Genomic DNA, 20,852 nt, shown 5'->3' with positions numbered 1-20,852 from the left:
CATTTCCGACACATGAAACTTTGGTAATGTTTGGGAGTGACGGCGGACGTCAGTCGCGGCGCAATATGGCGTCCAGCGCCGCCTGTTCCTCAGTGGTCAACGCATTGGTCGCCAGCACGCGGCGCGACCGCGCGGTCAGCACGATGAAAACACCTCCAACCAGCAACAGCAGGACGGGCGTGCCCCATAGCAACGCATTGCGCAGGTCGAAACGCGGCTTCAGCAGCACGAACTCGCCATAGCGCGAAACCACGTAGTCCATGACCTGCTGGTCGGTGTCGCCGGCGACGAGGCGCTGACGCACAAGGACGCGCAGGTCGCGGGCAAGGTCGGCATCGGATTCGTCGATCGACTGGTTCTGGCAGACCATGCAGCGCAAGCCTTCCGACAGCGCCCGCGCCCGCGCCTCCAGCGTCGGATCAGGCAGCACCTCGTCAGGCCTCACCGCCGAGGCCGTGCCGGCAAAGAACAGCGCCAGCAGCAGGACAATGGAGGTCAGAAAAAGCCGCGCGTTCATGGCAGGGTCGCGGATGGCACCGCGCTCGCCTGCTTGCGCCGCCGCGACGGCGCGCCGACGCGCAGGCGCCGGTCCATCAGTGACATCGCCGCGCCCGCCATCATCATCAGGCCGCCGCCCCAGATCAACGTCACCAGCGGCTTCCACCACAAACGCACGACGACAGAACCGTCATTGCCCTCGTCGCCGAGCGAGATGTAGAGCTGCGAGAAACCAAACGTCCTGATGCCCGATTCCGTCGTCGTCATCTGCCGCACCGGATAAAACCGTTTGGCGGAGCTGATTTCGCCAACAGGGCTGCCGCTGACGCCGATCAGCTCGAAGCGGCCGAGATCCTCGCTGTAATTCGGTCCTTGGGCCGGATAAAGCCCGACGAAACGCAGCGTATGGCCGGACAGTTCGACGGTCTCACCGGCATGCATCGACAGGATCTTCTCGGTGCCGAAGCAAAGTGTGCCGACGATGCCGAGCGTGGTCAGGCCGAGGCCAAGGTGAGCGAAGGCAGTGCCGAAGACCGAGCGCGGCAGGCCGAGCAAGCGCCTGACCATGATCCCCGCTGCGACATTGCCGACCCCCGATTTGACGGCGAGATCGGTGAGCGCGCCAAGGATCAGCCAGACGGCAAGGCCAACGCCCAGGGCTGCGAACACCGAGGCGCCGTCGATGAACAAAGCGGTGACCAGCGTCGCCAGCAGCGCCGCTGCAAAGGCCACCATAAGGCGCTGCGCGACGGCGAAGACATCGCCGCGCTTCCAAGCCAGCAACGGCCCGAACGGAACCACGAGCAGCAGCGGCGCCATCAGCGGTCCGAAGGTGAGATTGAAGAACGGCGCGCCGACCGAGATCTTGTCGGCTGAAAAGGCTTCGACGGCGAGCGGATAGAGTGTGCCGACGAGGACGGTCGCCGTCGCCGTCGTCAGGAACAGATTGTTGAGGACCAGCGCCCCTTCTCGGGAAATCGGCTGGAACAGGCCGCCGGTCGTCAGCCGGGAAGCGCGCAGCGCAAACAGCGCCAGCGAGCCGCCGATAAACAGCGTCAGTATGCACAGGATAAACACGCCGCGCGTCGGATCGGTGGCAAAGGCGTGCACCGAGGTCAGCACGCCTGAACGCACGAGGAAGGTGCCGAGCAGCGACAGCGAAAAGGTCAGGATGGCGAGCAGCAGCGTCCAGATCTTCAGCGCCGAGCGCTTCTCCATGACGATGGCCGAATGCAGCAGCGCTGTGCCCGCCAGCCACGGCATGAAGGAGGCGTTCTCGACCGGATCCCAGAACCAGAAACCGCCCCAGCCAAGTTCATAGTAGGCCCAGTACGATCCCATGGCGATGCCGCCGGTCAGGAACATCCAGGCGACCAGCGTCCACGGCCGCACCCAGCGCGCCCAGGACGCGTCGATGCGGCCTTCGATGAGAGCGGCGACCGAGAAGGAAAAACAGATCGAGAAGCCGACATAGCCGAGATAGAGGAACGGCGGGTGTATGGCGAGGCCGAGATCCTGCAGGATCGGGTTGAGATCGCGGCCTTCGATCGGCGCCGGATTGAGCCGGATGAACGGATTGGACGTCGCCAGGATGAACAGGAAGAAGGCGGCGCCGATGGCGCCTTGCACCGCAAGCACATTGGCGCGCAGCGTCGCCGGCAGGTTGGAGCCGAAAGCGGCGACGAGCGCGCCGAAGAAGGTCAGGATCAACACCCAAAGCAGCATCGAGCCTTCATGATTGCCCCAGGTTCCGGTGATCTTGTAGATCAACGGCTGCAAGGAATGTGAGTTTTCCCACACGCTTGCCACCGAGAAATCGGAGCTTGCATAGGCACTCGCCAACGCTGCGAAAGACAGCGCCGTCAGGGCAAAGCCGGTCACCGCGACCGGACCGCCGACGGCCATGAGGCGCTGGTTGTTCAGGCGCGCGCCAAACAGCGGCACCACCGTCTGCACCAGCGAAAGCGCAAACGCCAGGACGAGGGCGAAATGTCCGGTTTCAACCATGCCCGTGATCCATTGTCGCTCTCCTGCCGGAGCTATTCACTCTTGTTCTCCTGCCAGACGCCCTTGGCCTTGAGGCCGTCCGCAACCTCCTTGGGCATGTAGCGCTCATCATGCTTGGCCAGCACGCTATCGGCAACAAAAACCCCGTCCGGGCCGAAAGTACCCTCGGTGATGACGCCCTGCTCTTCGCGGAAAAGGTCGGGCAGGATGCCGGTGTAGGTGACCTTGACCGATTTGTGCGTGTCGGTCACCGAAAAGCCGACCGTGGCCCCCTGCCCGCGCTGGATCGTGCCTTTTTCGACCAATCCACCCAACCGGATGCGCTGGCCAGGCTGGACACTGGCGGTGGTGAGATCGGCCGGCATGTAGAAAAAGGAGGCCTTCTGGCCAAGCGCGTAAAAAGTCAGCCCGGTCGCGGCACCCAGGAAGACCAGCCCGCCCGCGATCACCGACAATCGTTTCTGCTTGCGCGTCATGTCTTGTTCTACTCCGTCGCCGCAAGGCCAAGCGAAGCGGCAAAGGCGGTGAATTTCTTCGCCTGCTCACTGTCGGCTCCAAAGACGGCGATGGCGCGACCGAGCGCCTCACGCGCCTGATCGGCTTTGCCGAGCACGACATAGGAACGAACGAGCCGCATCCATCCTTCCGGATCACGCGGATTTTGCCGCAGTTTGTCGTCGAGGCCGGCGACCATCGTGTTGATCATGGTCTCCCGATCCTGCGGCGACATCGAGGATGCGGCGTCGAAATCGCCGGCATCGGGACCGTTGGTGGCGCCGGAAGCGACGTCGGAGCCTCCGGATTTGGCGAGCGCCTGCTCGACGGCACCGCGCCATGGCGAGTCCGGCGGCAATCTGCCCAGCATCGCCTGCCATGCCGTGGTCGCTTCCTTGGCGCGCCCCTCCTGCGCCAACGCCATGGCCAGGTAGAAACTCGCCTTCGCGTTGGCCGGATCGAGCTTCAGGGCTGCCTCGAAAGCATCCTGGGCATCGGCCGAGACAATGCCGCCTGCCGCGCTGGCGATCGCCTCGCCGAGACCGGCCTGGCGAACGGCGCTGTCGCCATCGAGCCGAATGGCGTTGCGATAGGCTCCCGCCGCGTCGGAAAAGCGCTGCATGCGCAGATAGACCGGTGCCAGCACGTCCCAGCCCCTGCCGTCAGTGGGATTGGCGGCCAGATGGGCTTCGGCCCGCGCCACCAGCTCGTCGACCGAACTGTCGGCGGGATTCTTGGCCAACCGCTCGCTGAGCGGTTGCGACGGCAGGTCAGGAGAGCCAAGCTGGACATAGAGCCCCCAACTGACCAGCGGCACCGCCAGCACGGCTACGGTTGCCACCAGCCTTGCCGTGATCGACGCTCGGCCAGGGTTTGCGCCGCCGGCGGTACCCGCATTGTCAAGGCGAAGGATGCGGCGAGCGATCTCGGCGCGGGCCTCGGCGGCTTCGGCCGGCTGGATCAAGCCACGCGCGGCGTCGCGGTCAAGCTCGGACAATTGGTCCCGATAGACTTCGAGATCATGTTCGCCGCTCGACGACCCGCCCTTGGCGCTGGCGGCCAGCGGCAGCAGCACCGCCAGGCTTGCACCCAGCGTGAGAATGGCGGCTATGACCCAGAACAGCATGGTTCTTCCAATACCGGCAGAGCTCTGCCGTGCCAACAGATGCATGCTGCGACGCTTTGACGACGCCAGCCGCCAATCGTCGGCAGACGGTCGTCAGGTCAGCGGCGTCCAGCTGCCATCGGCGTTGCGGCAAGCGGTTCCACGCGCCGTGACCCCGGCGCCGGCGGAAAACACCGTCTGCGTGTACTGGCGGCAGTCCTGCGAACCGACGCGGTACGGCTGGGCCGGAACCACCTCGCCGTAGCGCGAAGCCTGAGCGCCTTTCCACGTCACCTTCTGGCCGCTGGTCGTATATTCCAGCGCCTTGTATTCAGCCTCGAGCGCGCTGCGCTTCTCGGTCTCGCTGAGGCCGTTGCCGATCGTCCCGCTGATGAGGCCGCCGCCCATCGCCGAAATGATCGTCGTGGTCACCTTGCCGCTTGAAGGAGGTGTCGAGGCCGGTGTCACTGCTATGGCTGGACCCTTGCCGCTCAAGGTGGTGCAGCCGGAAACGGCCAGCAATGCGGAAACGAGAGCGACGCGAATCTTCATGCCAACAACCGATTTTCTTGAGTGGGAGCCTGCCATGGATGCGCCGGGGGCCGCGTCATCGGAGAAGTTGGCGTGGCCATAGTATTGATATTTGTCGGAAATTTGGCCGTTGGCAGCTGCGAGACCAATCGACATGCCGCCAATAACATCTCCCGTCCCTCTATGTCGATTGGCCCTGGTGAACATCACTGAAGGCTCCGCAATCGCACCACCGCCTTCAATCCGCCCATACCGGACCGTTCGAGCGCCAGAACGCCTCCATACTCGTTGACGAGGTCTGCGACAATGGCCAGCCCCAGACCTGTTCCGGGCTTTGTCTCGTCCAGACGCCGTCCTCGCTTCAGCGCCTCGCGCGCCTTGTCCTCGGGAATGCCCGGACCGTCATCCTCTATGCTGATCTCGAACAGGCCGGCCGGGTCGTCCTTGCCGGTCAAGGGCACGACCGAAACCTGCACCGCGCTCTTTGCCCATTTCATCGCGTTTTCAAGGAGATTGCCCAGCAATTCCTCAAGATCCTCGCGCTCGCCGGCGAAGACGATTTCGGCCGCCGGCAGCGACAGCGACAGATTTGTCTGCGGATTGAGCTTCTGCAGAACCCGCACCATGCGCTGCACCAGCGGCGTCACCGGCGTGCGGTAGACGACGCTGTCGCGCTGTGCCGCGACGCGGGCGCGCTGGAGATAGTGTTCGACCTGCTTCTGCATGGAAGCGGCCTGTTCGGCGATCAGCTGCCCCTTGGCGCCGCCGAGCGCGCGGCCCTCGTTGAGCAATACCGCCAGCGGCGTCTTCAGCGAATGGGCGAGATTGCCGACCTGTGTTCGCGACCGCTCGACGATGCGCCTGTTGTTTTCGATCAACGCGTTGGTTTCGTTGGCAAGCGGTTCGATCTCGGCCGGGAAGCGGCCGTCGAGCCTCTGCGCGGTGCCCTCGCGCACCATGGCGAGCGCGTTCCTGACCCGGCGCAGCGGCTGCAGGCCGAGCAGGATGGCGATCGCGTTGATGGCGATCATGCCGACGCCGAACAGGCTGAGATAGGTCAGCAGGCGGCGCTGGAAGGTAGCGATTTCCTGTTCGAGTTCGCTCTGGTTGCCCATGACGCGGAAACGCGCGGCCCGGTTCTTGGCGTCGAGAACGAATTCGCTCTCGAAAACTTCGAGTTGCTCGCCGTCGATGCCTTCAGCTGCGTAGCTGCGCTGAAAGCTGGCATTGAACGGCACCTCGGCAACGCTCGGTGATGGGATCGTCGTGGTCATCGACGACGAGTGGAGATCGCCATGCACACCCTCCGAAGCGGGCTCGACCGACCAGTACCAGCCCGAATTCGGCTCCGAGAACCGAAGGTCGCCGAGGTCTGGCGCGCCAGTCAGCGCTCCGCTGTCGGAGATGCCGATCGAACCGATCAGGTTGAACAGATGCGCCGAAAGCAGGCTGTCGAAGCCGCGCTCGCTGGCCTGGCGGTAGAGCGTGGTGATCAAGGTGAAGATGACAACGAGCGTCACGATCGCCCAGACCGTGGAAAAGGCGATAACGCGGAACGTCAGCGAACGCGGCCACAAACGCAGCGAAAGCGGCGTCCTTGCGGTTGGTTTGAGCGGTTCCGAGTTACGCCTCCGGCTCACGCATGCGGTAGCCCATGCCGCGCACGGTTTCGATCATGTCGATGCCCATCTTCTTGCGCAGCCGCCCGACAAACACCTCGATGGTGTTGGAATCGCGGTCGAAATCCTGATCGTAGAGATGCTCGACCAGTTCGGTCCGCGAGACCACTTCGCCCATATGGTGCATCAGATAGGCGAGCAGGCGGAATTCGTGCGACGTCAGTTTCAGCGGCACGCCGTCGACATCGGCCTTGGAGGCCTTGGTGTCGAGACGCAGCGGCCCGCAGGTCAGTTCGGACGAGGCATGGCCGGCTGCTCGCCGGATCAGGGCTCGTAACCTCGCCAGCACCTCCTCGATGTGGAACGGCTTGGTGACGTAGTCATCGGCGCCGGCATCGATGCCGGAGACCTTGTCGCTCCAGCGGTCGCGCGCCGTCAGGATCAGCACCGGCATCTTGCGGCCGCCGCGCCGCCAGCGCTCGACCACACTTATGCCGTCCATCTGCGGCAGGCCGATATCGAGCACGACCGCGTCATAGGGCTCTGTGTCGCCAAGGAAATGGCCTTCCTCGCCGTCGAAGGCGCGGTCGACGACATAGCCGGCATCGACCAGCGCATCCGATATCTGCCGATTGAGATCCTTGTCATCTTCGACGACGAGTACACGCATGCGGAGTTCGATACCTGTTGAAGAGCTTTGTCAGATTGAAGGGCTTGGTCAGATGAAGAGCTTTGTCAGATTGAAGACTGGGGCAGATATAGGCCGATTCCGGCGGCCTGGGAAACGTAGCCTAAGGTTGATTGGGTCAGTTCAGCGGAACGACGATCTCGGAACGGCGCGGACGTTGTCCGTCCTTGCCTGGAACGAGCACCACGATGACACAGACAGGCTGACCGCCGCGCGTCGATTGCGAGGCCTTGGCCAGCGTTCCGCCATTCTGCTCGGCCACCTGCTGGCCGATGGCGTAGCAATCGGACGCAGCCAGTACGATCGGGCTGGCCAGGTCGGGCGGCGCGATGACCGGTATCGCCATCGCCTGCGACGCGAACAGCCCGGCAGCACAAAGCGCCAGTGTCGCGGTTCGGAGGGGGGAGCGAAGCGTTTTCATGACCGGCGTTGTAACGCATCGGTGCTGAACGTGAAATGAACGGTGAACGCCGCTGAAAACATCCTCGCCACACCCCTGCAACGCGAGACAATCAATCTGGAATTTCACCGCCTCGAACAGGTGAAATCCCGCGAAAGTCCAGTCTAGACTCGGTTTTGACCATATTGAAAGCGCATCAGGCATTTTCCTGCGTTATCGCGCGAAAACGCAGCAGCCCGTGATGCACGAGCAGATCCTCGTCATGGCGGGCTTCGGCAAATTCCAGCGACAGTCGTGTCTGGCCGCGAGAGCCAATCGCCAATGCTGCGTCGGCAAGGCGCGCCTGGATGGCGGCCATGATGGCTAGCGTTTCGGCGTCGCCATGGGCTTTCGACCAGACATGCAGCGTAATCAACTGATCATCAGTGTTCTCGGTGCTCGTATCCCAGTCGAAAGCAGAGGTCTGGCCGCAGGTCACGTACGGAAAAGCGGCATTGTCGGTTGGCCGTTCGAGCAGTCCGGCGCCGCCCAGCAAGGCCGACAGCGATGCATCGCTTTTCAGCCTGAGAAACAGTGCCTGCTGTAAATCGTCTGGCGCGGTCATCGTCTTTTCCTCCAGTTCCTGCGCTGCCGATTATTGCTTTTCGGAAGCTGTCCGCGTTCTGCGTGTTCTGACAGATATAGCCATTCGACGCGCGGAGGCGATGGCGATTCGTCATCGGAATGATGGATGCCGATGATCTCGAAAGGGCGACTTTGCCAACACCATCGTCCGCGGGCACCGCGCCGCGAACATGGACTCTCGATTCCTGGTTACATATTCTCGCTACAGGGTCGCATGACGATCCACGAAGCAATTTCGGAAGCTGATGATGCTCGATGCAGAAAAGACCAGGGCTGCCTCGCGGTTGTTGGTAGGCCACTGGGACCAGGGCACCCGTCTCGGCGCCATACCCGAGGCGTTGCGCCCACAAACACGGCTCGAAGGTTACGCCATCCAATCGCATGTCCTGGATCGCTCGGCGGCCTCGCTTTTCGGCTGGAAGATTGCCGCGACCAGTGTGGCCGGACAAAGGCACATCAATGTCGACGGCCCGATGGCCGGACGTCTCCTGGCCGAAAAAGCGGTGGAGGTCGGCGGGACCGTTTCGCTGGCGACGAGCAAGATGCGCGTGGCCGAGATCGAGTTCGCTTTCCGCTTCGGCCGCGAGTTGCCGCCTCGTCCTGCGCCCTATGAAATCGCCGAAGTGATGAAAGCCGTGGCGACCTTGCACCCGGCGATCGAAATTCCGGACTCACGCTATGACGATTTCTGCGCCGTCGGGGCGCCGCAGCTCATTGCGGACAATGCCTGCGCCAATCTGTTTGTCATCGGCGAGGCGGCGGAAGACGACTGGCGCGGCGTGGATCTTGCAAAACACCCCGTGGTCGCGTCCGTTTCCGAAAGGTCGCAACATAGCGGATCGGGAGCGGCCGTGTTGGGCGACCCTCGCGTCGCGCTCACCTGGCTCGTCAACGAGCTGTCGGGCCTGGGCATAGCGCTCCAACCGGGACAGGTGGTGATTACAGGCACCTGCGTGACGCCGATAAGCGTCGAGGCAGGCGACGAAGTCACCGGCGATCTCGGCCGGTTTGGCCGCGTCTCGGTGCGGTTTGTCTAGGCTCCGCGCTGCCTGGCCACGAAACTGCGCACCGCCAGCACCAGCACGGTGATGATGATCAGGATCACCGAGAGCGCGGCGATCGCCGGGTCGATGTTGTCGCGCAGGCCCATCCACATCAGCCTCGGCAGGGTGATGGCGTTGACCGAGGTGATGAACAGGGTGACGCCGATTTCTTCCCACGACAGCACGAAGGAGAGCAGTGCCGCGGTGATGATGCCGAACTTGATGTTGGGCATGATGATGCGGGTGGCGCGCTCCCACACAGTGGCCCCTAAGCCCCGCGCGGCAAGGTCGATGCGCCGGTCGAGCTGGCTGAGCGAGACCAGCATCAGCACGGTGGCGAAGGGCACCGTCATCACCGAATGCGCCATGGCGACGCCGAGCCATGTGTCATAGCCGAAGAACGTGCTGAAGCCCGAGATCGAGGTCAGCAGGAAGTAGAGCGTGATCGCCGAGACCACCGGCGGCACCACCATCGGCAGCAGCACGAAGCCGACCAGGGCCGCGGTGAAGCGGGGCTGGAACATCCAGACGCCGAGGCTGAAGCACAGCGCGAGCACGGTTGAAAAGGCGCTGCTGACGACACCGATGCGGATCGAGAGCAGGATCGATTGGAGCCAGCGCGGGTCCTCGACCAGCGCCCGGTAGTGGCGCAGCGACAGTTCGCCCGACGGCATCGCCAGCATGCGGCTCGGCGTCAGCGACACCGGGATGACGGCGAGCAGCGGCATCAGCAGGAACAGCGCCACGAGGGCGGCGATGATCAGCGAGACGGGACCGGGGCGGTAGGTCGGCATCAGATCAACTGCTTCGGTCTGACGTATCGGAACAAAAGCGCCATCAGCGCGCCGACGAACAGCACCAACACGACGCTGATCGCCGCCCCCAGGCCCCAGTCCGGGCTCTGGAAGATCCTGAGATAGATCAGCTCGGCGATCATGACGCTGCGGCCGCCACCGAGGATCGCCGGCGTGACGAAGAAGCCGAGCGAGAAGACGAACACGATCATCGCCGCGCCGATGATGCCGGAGCGCGTCATCGGCACGAACACTGTCCAGAAGGTGCGCATGCGGCTGGAGCCGAGCCCGCGCGCGGCCAGGAGCACGCGGTCGTCGAGGCTGCGCATAGCCGATGCCAGCGGGAAGACGGCGAAAGGAATGAGGAAATGCGTCATGCCGACGATGACGCCGAATTCGTTGCGCACCAGCGCCAACGGTTCGGAAATGAAGCCGATCGCCTGCAGCCAGCTGTTGATCAGGCCGCGATTGGAGAGCAGCGCCACCCAACCGAAGGCACGGGTCAGCACGGAAATCCAGAAGGGAACGAGAATGCAGAACTCGGCGACCAGGCGCTGTGCCGGGGTTCCACGCACCCAGACGACGGTGATGGCGTAGGCAGCGGCCACCGAAACCACGGTGACGACCGCCGCGATGCGCAGCGTGCGGATGAACACCGACTGCACGAGATCGTCGGTAAGCAGCGCCTCATACTGGCCGAGGCCGGGCGTCGGCAGCGTGAAGCTCCATTTGACGACGCCGAGGAACGGCCAGGCATAGGCCAGGACAAGAAACAGGAGCAGCGGCGCCATCAACAGCGCCGCGCCCATCCTGTCGGAGAGATAGGATCTCATGTCGACCCGATTACCCCTGCCCTGATCAGGCCGAGATGATCTTGGTGTATTCGTCGAGCGCCGGCCCGTAGTTCTTGGCGTACCAGTCCATGTCGAGCGCGATCTGCTTCTTCATGTTCTCGGGATCGACCGGGTTGATGCGCTTCTTGTCGGCAGGGATCAGCGCGTCTGCCGCCGGGTTTGCAGGACCTTGGCCGAGCTTGTCGAACATGACCAGCTGCTTTTCAGGGTCCTGGGCACTGGCGATGAACTTCATCGCAGCGTCCTTGCCGCCGGGATTGCCCTTGAGCACGGCGAGCGCACCGGGCGAGATCAGGCCCTGGTCCCAGATGAACTTGATCTTGCCGCCGCTATCCTGCTCGATCAGTGAAGCGCGGGTCGACCAGACGATTGCCATCGAGGCCTCGCCATTGAGCAGCACGCTCTGACTTTCGGCGCCGCCACCCCAATAGGCAACGACGTTTTCCTTGAAGGCGGCGATCTTGTCATGGGCGCGCTTGAGATCGAGCGGGTAGAGCGACGCAGGCGCGATACCGTCGGCGAGCAGCGCCGCTTCCCAGCTCGACACGCCCCATTTGTAGAGCGAGCGCTTGCCGGGGAATTTCTTCACATCGAAGAAATCGGCCATGCCGGTCGGCGCGTCCTTGCCGTACTTCTCGGAATCATAGGCGATGACATAGGAGAAGAAATAGGTCGAGGCGGCGTATTCCCAACCAAAGCCGGGCCGCATCTTCTTCTTGTCGACGATGTTGTAATCGATCGGCTCGAGAGCCCCTTGGGCGCCGAGCGTGATGGCTGAGAACGGGTCTACGTCGACGAGATCCCAAGTCGGCGCGCCGCTCTTGAATTGCGCGGCGATGGCACCTTCGGTCGGACCCGAACCGTCCATCTTGACGGTGATGCCGGTGTCCTTGGTGAAGGCCTGGCCATAGGCGGCATCGTAGGCGGTGATGGCATCGCCACCCCAGTTGACCAGCACAAGTTCCTTGGCCTGCGCAAAGGCACCTGTCGAGCGCAGCAGCATCGGCGTGCCGGCCAGCACGAGTGCCGCCAGCTGCGTGAACTGCCGGCGCGAAATCTCGCCGCGACCTGCCCTGGCGGACAGGTTCTCGATGGCTTGTTTTTTGGTGTCATGTGTCATGTCAGTTCCCCTTTTTTGTTGTTGATAGTGCCGGAATCGGTGCTGCGATATCTCGCCACACCGTTCGTCATTGCCCTCCATGCGGAAGGAGGAAACCCTTTTCCGCCGGCCAGGTGAGCCAGACGGAGTTGCCCTTGCTCAAGGCCGCGGCAGCCACCTCGTTGGGCACCGAGACCGTGACCTTGGCGCCTTGCCGCGTCGTCAGGTCGAGCCGCGTTGCAGCACCCAGATAGGTGGAGTTGGTGGCGGTAGCGGCGATGCCATTCTCACCATCTGCCGCCTCGCCCGATATCGACATGTATTCCGGCCGGATCGCCAGGATTGCATCGCCTTGTACCAGCTCGGCCTTGCAGCCCATGCTGATCGTGCGGTCCTCGCACAGGCCCGTCGAGCCATTGCCGGCGGGCCTGACCCCCTTCAGCGGCAGCATGTTGATCTCGCCGAGGAACTCGGCGACGAAGCGGTTGTCCGGCCGGTCGTAGACCTCGTCGGGCGGTCCAACCTGCAGCAATTTGCCGTGATTGAAGATGGCGACGCGCGACGACAGCGCCAGTGCCTCGCTCTGGTCGTGGGTGACGAAGACGAAGGTGGTCCCGGTCTCCTGGTGCAGCCGCTTCATCTCGGCCTGCATCTGTCCGCGCAGGCCCTTGTCGAGCGCGGAAAACGGTTCGTCGAGCAACAGCACGCCCGGTTCGAACACCAGCGCGCGGGCCAGCGCCACACGCTGCTGCTGACCGCCTGACAATTGCGCCGGCAGTTTTTTCTCGTGGCCCTTGAGGCCGACGCGCTCGATCATCTCGCCGACACGGCGCTTGATGTCGGCGGCCGATTTCTTGCGCACCTTGAGTGGGAAGGCGATGTTGGCTTCGACGCTCATATGCGGGAACAGCGCGTAGCCCTGGAACACCATGCCGGCGGCACGTTGCTCGGCCGGCCGGTCGGTGATGTCGACGCCGTCGCTGAACAGCTTGCCTTCGGTCGGCTGCACGAAGCCGGCAAGGATCATCAGGAAGGTGGTCTTGCCCGAACCGGACGGCCCGAGCAGGGTCAGGAACTCGCCACGGCCGATATCGAGCGACAGATTGTCCAGCGCACGGAACGAGCCGAAGCTCTTGCCGATCCCGATTGCCTTGATCTCTGCGGCACGGCCGGGTTGCTGCATACTGCCCTTTCCCTAACGCTTGTCGAAATCGTAGGCAGGGTGCCGGCTCACCGCAACCGAATAGTTTTCGCGTGATCGGCAAATTTCATTCATCTATGGCGAGATGTCGCCAACTGCCCTCAATACGGCAGAATGCGGTTCTCCTGGAGTTTCGACCGCAGCCATCCTGCGAACGCTTCCAGAACCGGATGCGAAGCCTTGGCGTGTTCGGAGACCAGGAAATAGGAGCGCGGCGACTTGATCGCGATGTCGAACGGCCTGACCAGCCGGCCCTCGCTCAGCGCCCGCCGGCTGGTCAGTTCGTCGCCCATGGCGATGCCCTGGCCGGCAATCGCCGCCGAAAAGACGAGGTTCATGTCCGAAAAGAAGATGCCGCCCTCAATGTCGGGGTTTTCCACCTTGGACAGCGCCAGCCAGCGTGCCCAATCCTCGGTGTCATCGAGATGCAGCAGGTTGGCGCGCAGCACGTCCGACGGCCGGGAAAAACCGCCGACCTTGTTGAGCAGCGTCGGGCTGCAGAGCGGCGTGAACGAGATTTCGCAGAGCGGCTCGACCGCCCGGTTCGGCCAATTGCCGACACCAAACGCAATGAAGGCATCGGCATCGGCATTGCTGACATCGTCGAGCCGGCGCGGCGTCAGGATGCGCAGCGCCACGTCAGGATACATCTGCCGGAACTCGCCGATATGGGTGCACAAGAACAGCGAGGCGAAGCCGGGCGTGCAACTGACGGCGAACGAGCCGCCGACTCCGGTGCCGGCATCGCGCGTCACCGCGTCGCCCAGAACGGTGAGCGCCTTGCGCACATCGCTGGCGTAGCGCTGGCCGCGCGGCGTCAGCGCCACGCCCTTGCCGATGCGTTCGAGCAGGTCGAAGCCGAGGTCGCGCTCCAGCAGGCGAAGCTGATGGCTAACAGCGCTGCGGGTCAGGTGCAACTCGTCGGCGGCGCGCCAGACGCTGCCGTGCCGGGCGAAGCTGTCGAGCGCACGCAGCGCTTGTGTCGATGGTATACGCAAGGAACCTCAGGTGAACCGAATTTGCACGAACCGGGAAAACATATCACTTTTTAGCGACCCGCTTCACTGCTTTCTTCTCATGCCATGGAGAAACCGGTGGCCACCTCGGCGCAAGCAACCGCCCTTGCCTGTCTCGACGGCATCCAGCCGTTGTTGTCCGCGTGGACACGCACCATCTTCGATTACGGCGAGACCGCGTGGCGGGAGTATCAATCAGCCGCCTGGTATGTCGAGCGGCTGAAACTCGAAGGCTTTTCCGTCGAAGAAGGCTCCGCCGGCATGCCGACCGCCTTCTGCGCGCATTGGACCAACGGCCCCGGCCCGACCATCGGCATGTACGCCGAATACGACGCGGTGCCGGGCAATTGCCAGGATGCCGCTACGGTCGAGCGTCCGCGCCGGGGACTTGGCAACCAGGCCGGCGGCCACACCGACCCGCATTCCGGCCTCGGGATTTCGAGCCTCGGCGGGCTGCTGGCGACCAAGGCGGCGATGCAGCGCCATGGCATATCAGGCACGCTGCGCTTCACCGGCGAGCCGGCGGAAAAGGTGCGCGGGTCAAAGCCGATCCATGCCGCCAAGGGCTATTATGACGGCCTTGCCGGCATGATCTCCTTTCACCCGTTCTACATGCTGCCGCTCTGCAACACGGCGCGCTGGGACACACATTGCGGCGCGGCCTACGCGATGATCTATCGCTTCATCTGCGACCAACCGGAGCGCTGGGCGCTGGCTGCGGGTGCTGCACCCATTCCGCAAGCACATTCGGCGGCGCGCGCCCCCGGCGCCAACGACGCATTGATGATGATGTACATGGCCTCCAAGGCTCTGCGCGATTCCATGCTGCCGCACCAGGGCGGCTGGTCGATCAGCGAGGCGATCCTGACGGCGGGGCAAGCGACCGCCGACAATTTGCCGGCGGGACTGGCCGAGATCCAGTACATGATCCGCGTGCCGACGCTTGCCATGGCCGAGCAGGTCACCGCGGTGCTCGACCGCAATGCCGAGGCCGCTGCCAGCATGAGCGGCTGCCGCCATGAGCGGCATTGGGTGTCGAAGTCACGACCGGGACTTGCCAACCACGCCATGGCCGAGATCGCCTATGAAGCACTGTCGACGGCTGGGCCGCCGCGCTGGGACGAAGACGCCAAAGCAGTTGCCCGCGAAATACAGGTCAATGCCGGGCGCATGGCGAGCGACGAGCCGTTGATCGAAGAACTCGAGCGCTTGATCGAGCCGCAGGCGGCGGAAGCGATCCTGCGCCGCGATCTGCCGCCCTCGCAAGTCAATTCGACCTCCGACGATTACACCGACATGAGCTGGCATACGCCGACAGCGCGGTTCTATGTCGCCCGCCCGGCGCTGCGTTCGGAGACCGGCTACCCCTATCCGGCATGGGTGATGAATGCGCTGGGCGGCATTTCGGCGACGATCGACCCGATGGTCATCTGCGCGTCCAAGACGGTCGCGCTGGCGGCGCTCCGCCTGCTGGAAGACCAGACCGCCCGCGATGCGGCGATGAATGAATTCGTCGCCCGCACCGGCGGCGGAATCGGCGGTTCGAACTGGATCGCGCCGCTTTGCGACTACGACCCGCCGATCGGGTTTCGATGGCCAGAATATGTCACCACCCCGCGTGGACGCGACTGGTGGATACCGAGCAATCAGACACCCCAAGCCACCTCACGAGGAGCATCCCATGACCGTTCATGACCGCATTGTGGCCGAGCCGTTTTCGCTGCAGCGCCGCAACCCCGCCGGCGGCACCAAGCCGCTGACCGCCTGGGGTTTTGCCAACGAGACCGACGTGCTGACCGACGTCCTGCTTGGCTCACCCAATTTCCTGCGCCATCTGTCGACCAGTTCGCTGTCGCGAAAGCACCTGCGCGAGGCGCCCTGCAACGTCCAGATCGCCCAGGCCCAGCACAAGGACCTGGTCGCCGCCTACGAGCATTTCGGCGTCAACATCCACTGGCACGAGCCGACGCCTGAGCTGCCGATGCAGGTCTATTCCCGCGATTCCAGCGTCATGACGCCCTACGGCGCCTTCATCACCGCCATGGCCAACTGGTGGCGGCGCGGCGAGAACTATGCCGCGATCCGCACCTATGAAAAGCTCGGCATCCCGATCTACGACATGGTCACGGCAGGCACGTTCGAGGGCGGCGACTTCAACGTCATCGAGGACGGCGTCGTGCTGATCGGCTGCGGCGGCGCGCGTACGCAGGAAGAAGGCGCCCGCCAGGTGCAGGCATGGTTCGACAAGGAAGGTTGGGAAACCCGCATCGCCTTCATCGACGAGTATTATGTTCATATCGACCTGATGGTGGTGCCGATCGCCGAGAAACTGACCGCTGTCTGCCTCGCCTGCACCGAACCCGGCATTGTCGACTGGTTGAAGGGCAAGGGCCACGAGATCATCGACGTGCCGTTCCAGGATACGATGGCGCTGGGCTGCAACTTCATGTCGCTGGGCAGGGACCGGGTGATCGCGCCGACCTCCAGCCAGGCGCTGATCGGTCAGCTCAAGGCGCGCGGCTTCGAGGTCGCGGCCGTCGACATGAGCGAGATCTCGAAGACCGGCGGCGGCATCCACTGCATGGCGCAGGCGCTGAAGCGCGAACCGGCCTGAGGAGTGGGATAGCGCTACGCTGCTTCGCTCACATTCGCATCAGCATGATCGGCATCCTGGCGGCCGAGGGTGCAAGGTCGCGCGCGCAAAACGGCTGAGATCGCCGGCTGGCGGCACCATGTGCCCCGCTGGCGAGTCGCAACGCTGGCCGACGCGAAACTTGCGCGATAGCTAATATAAGCGCACAGTAAAAACGTCTTTTGGGAGAGGACAGCTCATCTGCAAATCGGGAGGAAACCATGAACACCATGAGCCTCACCACGCTTGAACGCGGAAAAACGACAATCGACGCCGCAGCCCTGGAAGCGTTTTCGGCACAATTGCGCGGCAAAATGCTGAGCGAAGGCGATGCCGCGTACGACGAAGCACGGACCGTCTGGAATGCCACGGTCGACCGGCTGCCCGGGCTGATCGTGTGCTGCGTCGGCGCTTCCGATGTCATCAGTGCCGTGAATTTCGCCAGGGAGAACAGGCTTCTCGTCTCCGTGCGCGGCGGCGGCCACAACATTGCCGGAAGTGCGGTCTGCGATGGTGGCCTGATGATTGATCTGTCATTGATGAAGTCGGTGCGGGTCGATGTCGCTGCGCGGCGGGCATGGGTCGGGCCTGGCGCGACGCTTGCCGATGTCGACAAGGAAACGCAGGCCTTCGGGCTGGTGGTGCCGACCGGAATCAACTCGACCACCGGCATATCCGGCCTGACGCTGGGTGGCGGCTTCGGCTGGATCACCCGCAAATTCGGCCTGACCATCGACAATCTTGCCTCCGCCGATGTGGTCACCGCCGACGGCAAATTGCTCCGGGCCAGCAAGACTGAAAATCCCGATTTATTCTGGGCGCTGCGCGGCGGCGGCGGCAATTTCGGCGTCGTCACGGCATTCGAGTTCCATCTCCATGAGTTTGGACCGCAAGTGCTGGCAGGGCTTGTCGTCCATCCCTTCGCCGATGCCGAAAAGGTGCTGCGGGAGTATCGCAAGGCGCTCGAAACCGCTCCTGACGAGTTGACCTGCTGGGTAGTCATGCGGCAGGCGCCGCCGCTGCCCTTCCTGCCCGCGGAATGGCATGGCAAGGAGGTTCTGGTTCTGGCCATGTGCTATTGCGGCGACATCGAGGCAGGCGAAAAGGCGACGCAAAAACTTCGAGCCATCGGCACGCCGATTGCCGATGTCGTGGGCCCCAGCCCGTTCACCGGCTGGCAGCAGGCATTCGACCCACTGCTCACGCCCGGCGCCCGCAACTACTGGAAGAGCCATGACTTCACCGAGTTTTCCGAGGAGGCGGCTGCGGTCGTCAGGGGCAATAGCCAAGCTGCCGGGGCCCGAATGCGAGATATTTATCGGCCATGTCGGCGGCGCGGCAGGTCGCGTCAAGGCGGATGCAACGGCGTTCCCACAGCGCAGTTCACATTTCGTCATGAACGTTCACGCCCGCTGGCGCGAACCGACGATGGACAAGGCTTGCACCGACTGGGCTCGTTCAATCTACGAGGCGGCCAAACCTTATGCCGCCGGCACCGCCTATGTGAACTTCATGCCGGAGGACGAGGTCGACCGGGTCGAAGCGGCCTATGGTGGCAATCATCGACGGCTTCTGGAAATCAAGCAGCGCTACGACCCATTGAACTTGTTCCGCATGAACCAGAATTTGCGTCCGAAAGAAAGCTTGCGAGCCGCATGAGGCGCGCCGAGCTGCAGTGATAACAAGTTCACGCCTCCGCTGGAGGCGCGGGCACATGCTGTTGGCGCCGGGCTGTATTCTCGGGCCGGCCCATCAGCAACAAACCCGCCACTGTGTCTTCACCGCCCTTGTGACCGCTGGAAAAATGGAGGAATAGTCTCCCGGAATGCATCGCCCTGAAATTGCCGGTTTGCGGTTCTCAGGTCGTGCAATTGCTAGCCGGATTCCGAATGGCCAGTCCCGAACCGCGCAAAAGAAGAGGTCCGATCGCCGCCCGGCTGCTGGCGCTCGATGCGTGGATCGATTCCTCGCTCTACGAGATCGGCTTCAAGGCGCGCCAGTTCTGGGAATTGGCGACGATCTTCTCGCGGCGCTTCCGCGTCAACGGCTGGCGCCGTGGCATCATCGAACTGTTGAGCGAAGGTTTCACGCTCGGCGCCGTCGGCATCGTGGTGATGCTGGCGCTGGCCATTCCGGCTTTCCAGGACACGGCTGGCGACTGGCGCGCCCAGGGCGACTTCGCCGTCACCTTCCTTGACCGCTATGGCAACGAGATCGGCCAGCGCGGCATCATCCAGCGCGATTCCGTGCCGGTCGACGAGATGCCCGATCACGTCATCAAGGCGGTGCTTGCCACCGAGGACCGTCGCTTCTTCGACCACTATGGCATCGATGTGCTCGGCCTTTCGCGCGCGATCTTCGAGAATGTGCGGGCGAACTCCGTCGTCCAGGGCGGCTCGAGCATCACCCAGCAGTTGGCCAAGAACCTGTTCCTCACCAATGAGCGCACGCTGGAGCGCAAGATCAAGGAAGCCTTCCTGTCGCTGTGGCTCGAGGCCAATCTGTCGAAGAAGGAGATCCTGCAGCTCTATCTCGACCGCGCCTATATGGGCGGCGGCACGTTCGGCATCGAGGCTGCCGCCGACTTCTATTTCGGCAAGAGCGTCAAGGACCTGAACCTGGCCGAGGCGGCGATGCTGGCCGGCCTGTTCAAGGCGCCGACCAAATATGCGCCGCACATCAACCTGCCGGCGGCGCGCGCGCGCGCCAATGTGGTGCTGTCCAACCTTGTCGATGCCGGCTTCATGACCGAAGGCCAGGTCCTGCAGGCCAGGCTGCATCCGGCCGATGTCGTCGACCGCGGCGAACAGAAAAGCCCTGACTATTACCTCGACTGGGCATTCGACGAGGTCAAGAAGATCGCCAAACCTGGCCAGCACTCGCTTCTCGCCCACACCACCTTCGATGCCAACATCCAGAAGGCGGCGGAAGAATCGGTGGAGTTCCACCTGCGCCAGTTCGGCAAGGAGTACAACGTCACCGAAGGTGCCGTCGTCGTCATCGAGACCAACGGCGCCGTGCGCGCCATCGTCGGCGGCCGCGACTATGGTGCCAGCCAGTTCAACCGCGCCACCAAGGCGCTGCGCCAGACCGGCTCGTCATTCAAGCCCTATGTCTACGCAACCGCGATGGAACACGGCTTCACCCCCAACTCCATCATTTCCGGCGGCCCGATCAGCTGGGGCAGCTGGTCGCCGCACAATTACAACGGCGGATCGGCCGGCAACGTCACGTTGATCATGGCAATGGCCAAGTCGATCAACACCGTGCCGGTGCGGCTGGCCAAGGATCATCTCGGCATCGGCCCGATCAAGGCCATGGCCGAGGCGATGGGCGTGGAATCGCCGATCGAAGCACATAAGACGATGGTGCTCGGCACCTCGAGCATGACGGTGATGGACCAGGCGACGGGCTACAGCGTGTTCGCCGACAACGGCTTCGTCGGCTCCCGGCACGGCATCAGCCAACTCGTCACCCGCACCGGCGAGGTGGTCTATGATTTCGCCAAGGACGCGCCGCCGCCCCACCGGGTGCTGTCCGAGCAGGCGCTCAAATCGATGAACACCATGCTGGCGGCAGTGCCGGTGATGGGTACGGCGCGGCGAGCCCAACTTCCCAACATCGTCGTCGCCGGCAAGACAGGCACCACGCAGTCCTACCGCGACGCCTGGTTTGTCGGCTTCACCGGCAACTACACGGCGGCGGTATGGATGGGCAATGACGACTTCACGCCGACCAAGAACATGACCGGTGGCTCACTGCCGGCGATGGTGTGGCAGCGACTGATGGTCTACGCGCACCAGAACATCGACCTCAAGCCGATCCCTGGCATCGACAAGCCCTTCGTCGATGAGGAGATCGCCGCCAAGGCCGAGGAAGCACAGAAGAAGAGCGACGATCAGGCGGCGGCCGATGCAGCCGCCGAACGGCCGCCGGTGCTGTCCAGCCGCACGACCCAGACGCTGCGGGACATGACCACGCTGTTCCATTCGGCGCCCGTCCTCAGTACGCCGCAACTGCCGGAGACGCTATCGGCGCTGTGATTGGCGCCGAGACAGTTGAGGGGTGATGGCCGGATCACCGCCATTGCCAAGCTGGAACACCCCTCATCCGACCGAGCTTCGCTCGGCCACCTTCTCCCGCAAGGGGAGAAGGGAGAGCCGTCTGCAATTCTACGTCGGCCCGCTTGCCACAAGGCCCCACGCCGCGATATCCCCGAGCGGCAACTCTTCGTGTTCCCGGCCCC

At 63.6% G+C, this 20,852-nt stretch carries 18 protein-coding genes and 1 pseudogene; 5 read left to right on the top strand and 14 right to left on the bottom strand.

What is annotated here, in order from left to right; genetic code table 11:
- Positions 1–49 precede the first annotated feature (49 nt).
- The 9 genes from AC0L24_RS03155 to AC0L24_RS03115 all read right to left on the bottom strand — a co-directional run bounded on the left by AC0L24_RS03155 (position 50) and on the right by AC0L24_RS03115 (position 7,947).
- The gene (locus AC0L24_RS03155; protein WP_127810921.1) at positions 50–517 is read right to left on the bottom strand and encodes a cytochrome c-type biogenesis protein; all 468 of its coding nucleotides are present in this window, start codon (positions 515–517) and stop codon (positions 50–52) included.
- Positions 514–2,505 (bottom strand): heme lyase CcmF/NrfE family subunit, encoded by a 1,992-nt coding sequence (locus AC0L24_RS03150; protein WP_473563406.1) that lies wholly within the window; start codon positions 2,503–2,505, stop codon positions 514–516. Before AC0L24_RS03150 ends, AC0L24_RS03155 begins: the two co-directional genes overlap by 4 nt.
- Positions 2,506–2,537: 32 nt before the next feature.
- Complete coding sequence (gene ccmE / locus AC0L24_RS03145) at positions 2,538–2,981, bottom strand: cytochrome c maturation protein CcmE (RefSeq protein WP_127321624.1); 444 nt, start codon at positions 2,979–2,981, stop codon at positions 2,538–2,540.
- Between the two features lie 8 nt (positions 2,982–2,989).
- The gene (gene ccmI, locus AC0L24_RS03140; RefSeq protein WP_127396031.1) at positions 2,990–4,126 is read right to left on the bottom strand and encodes a c-type cytochrome biogenesis protein CcmI; all 1,137 of its coding nucleotides are present in this window, start codon (positions 4,124–4,126) and stop codon (positions 2,990–2,992) included.
- Positions 4,127–4,219: 93 nt separating this feature from the next.
- Positions 4,220–4,657, bottom strand: a complete 438-nt coding sequence (locus AC0L24_RS03135) for a hypothetical protein (RefSeq protein WP_127269161.1) — start codon at positions 4,655–4,657, stop codon at positions 4,220–4,222.
- 185 nt (positions 4,658–4,842) lie between these two features.
- A complete protein-coding gene (locus tag AC0L24_RS03130) occupies positions 4,843–6,276 on the bottom strand; it encodes an ATP-binding protein (RefSeq protein ID WP_127269160.1) in 1,434 nt (477 codons plus the stop codon).
- Entirely contained in the window at positions 6,260–6,925 is a 666-nt protein-coding gene (locus AC0L24_RS03125) for a response regulator transcription factor (RefSeq protein ID WP_023812809.1), read from the bottom strand. The genes AC0L24_RS03130 and AC0L24_RS03125 overlap by 17 nt, the downstream gene beginning before the upstream one ends.
- 136 nt (positions 6,926–7,061) lie before the next feature.
- Positions 7,062–7,364, bottom strand: a complete 303-nt coding sequence (locus tag AC0L24_RS03120) for a hypothetical protein (protein ID WP_127380058.1) — start codon at positions 7,362–7,364, stop codon at positions 7,062–7,064.
- 175 nt (positions 7,365–7,539) lie between these two features.
- A complete protein-coding gene (locus AC0L24_RS03115) occupies positions 7,540–7,947 on the bottom strand; it encodes a DUF3168 domain-containing protein (protein WP_127810924.1) in 408 nt (135 codons plus the stop codon).
- Between the two features lie 268 nt (positions 7,948–8,215).
- Between AC0L24_RS03115 and AC0L24_RS03110 the strand changes: the two genes are divergently transcribed.
- Positions 8,216–9,004 carry a 2-keto-4-pentenoate hydratase gene (locus tag AC0L24_RS03110; RefSeq protein ID WP_127810925.1) on the top strand — a complete coding sequence of 263 codons (789 nt, stop codon included), beginning with the start codon at positions 8,216–8,218 and terminating at the stop codon, positions 9,002–9,004.
- Here the strand turns inward: AC0L24_RS03110 and AC0L24_RS03105 are convergent.
- The 5 genes from AC0L24_RS03105 to AC0L24_RS03085 all read right to left on the bottom strand — a co-directional run bounded on the left by AC0L24_RS03105 (position 9,001) and on the right by AC0L24_RS03085 (position 13,956).
- A complete protein-coding gene (locus AC0L24_RS03105; protein WP_127267595.1) occupies positions 9,001–9,804 on the bottom strand; it encodes an ABC transporter permease in 804 nt (267 codons plus the stop codon). The genes AC0L24_RS03110 and AC0L24_RS03105 overlap by 4 nt on opposite strands.
- Positions 9,804–10,637 carry an ABC transporter permease gene (locus tag AC0L24_RS03100; RefSeq protein ID WP_127267594.1) on the bottom strand — a complete coding sequence of 278 codons (834 nt, stop codon included), beginning with the start codon at positions 10,635–10,637 and terminating at the stop codon, positions 9,804–9,806. The genes AC0L24_RS03105 and AC0L24_RS03100 overlap by 1 nt, the downstream gene beginning before the upstream one ends.
- Before the next feature lie 25 nt (positions 10,638–10,662).
- Complete coding sequence (locus AC0L24_RS03095) at positions 10,663–11,778, bottom strand: ABC transporter substrate-binding protein (RefSeq protein ID WP_127810926.1); 1,116 nt, start codon at positions 11,776–11,778, stop codon at positions 10,663–10,665.
- A 67-nt stretch (positions 11,779–11,845) separates the two neighbouring features.
- Positions 11,846–12,940: an ABC transporter ATP-binding protein gene (locus AC0L24_RS03090; protein WP_127810927.1), complete on the bottom strand. Its 1,095-nt coding sequence runs from the start codon at positions 12,938–12,940 to the stop codon at positions 11,846–11,848.
- Between the two features lie 119 nt (positions 12,941–13,059).
- Entirely contained in the window at positions 13,060–13,956 is an 897-nt protein-coding gene (locus tag AC0L24_RS03085) for a LysR substrate-binding domain-containing protein (protein WP_013532647.1), read from the bottom strand.
- 84 nt (positions 13,957–14,040) lie between these two features.
- Here AC0L24_RS03085 and AC0L24_RS03080 point away from each other — a divergent pair, with 84 nt between their 5' ends.
- The 4 genes and pseudogenes from AC0L24_RS03080 (at position 14,041) to AC0L24_RS03065 (ending at position 20,649) form a co-directional block, all read left to right on the top strand.
- Positions 14,041–15,669 carry a zinc-binding metallopeptidase family protein gene (locus AC0L24_RS03080; protein WP_127810928.1) on the top strand — a complete coding sequence of 543 codons (1,629 nt, stop codon included), beginning with the start codon at positions 14,041–14,043 and terminating at the stop codon, positions 15,667–15,669.
- Entirely contained in the window at positions 15,656–16,588 is a 933-nt protein-coding gene (locus tag AC0L24_RS03075) for a dimethylarginine dimethylaminohydrolase family protein (protein WP_127267591.1), read from the top strand. The genes AC0L24_RS03080 and AC0L24_RS03075 overlap by 14 nt, the downstream gene beginning before the upstream one ends.
- Before the next feature lie 239 nt (positions 16,589–16,827).
- Positions 16,828–18,265: pseudogene (locus AC0L24_RS03070) on the top strand (FAD-binding oxidoreductase).
- A 230-nt stretch (positions 18,266–18,495) separates the two neighbouring features.
- On the top strand, positions 18,496–20,649 hold the full coding sequence (locus tag AC0L24_RS03065; RefSeq protein WP_127810930.1) for a transglycosylase domain-containing protein: 2,154 nt from the start codon (positions 18,496–18,498) through the stop codon (positions 20,647–20,649).
- Positions 20,650–20,852 lie beyond the last annotated feature (203 nt).

The sequence above is a fragment of the Mesorhizobium sp. WSM4809 genome (genome assembly GCF_055811655.1).
The sequence above is the reverse complement of the archived record's forward strand: the minus strand, read 5'-3'. Positions and strand labels throughout refer to the sequence as shown.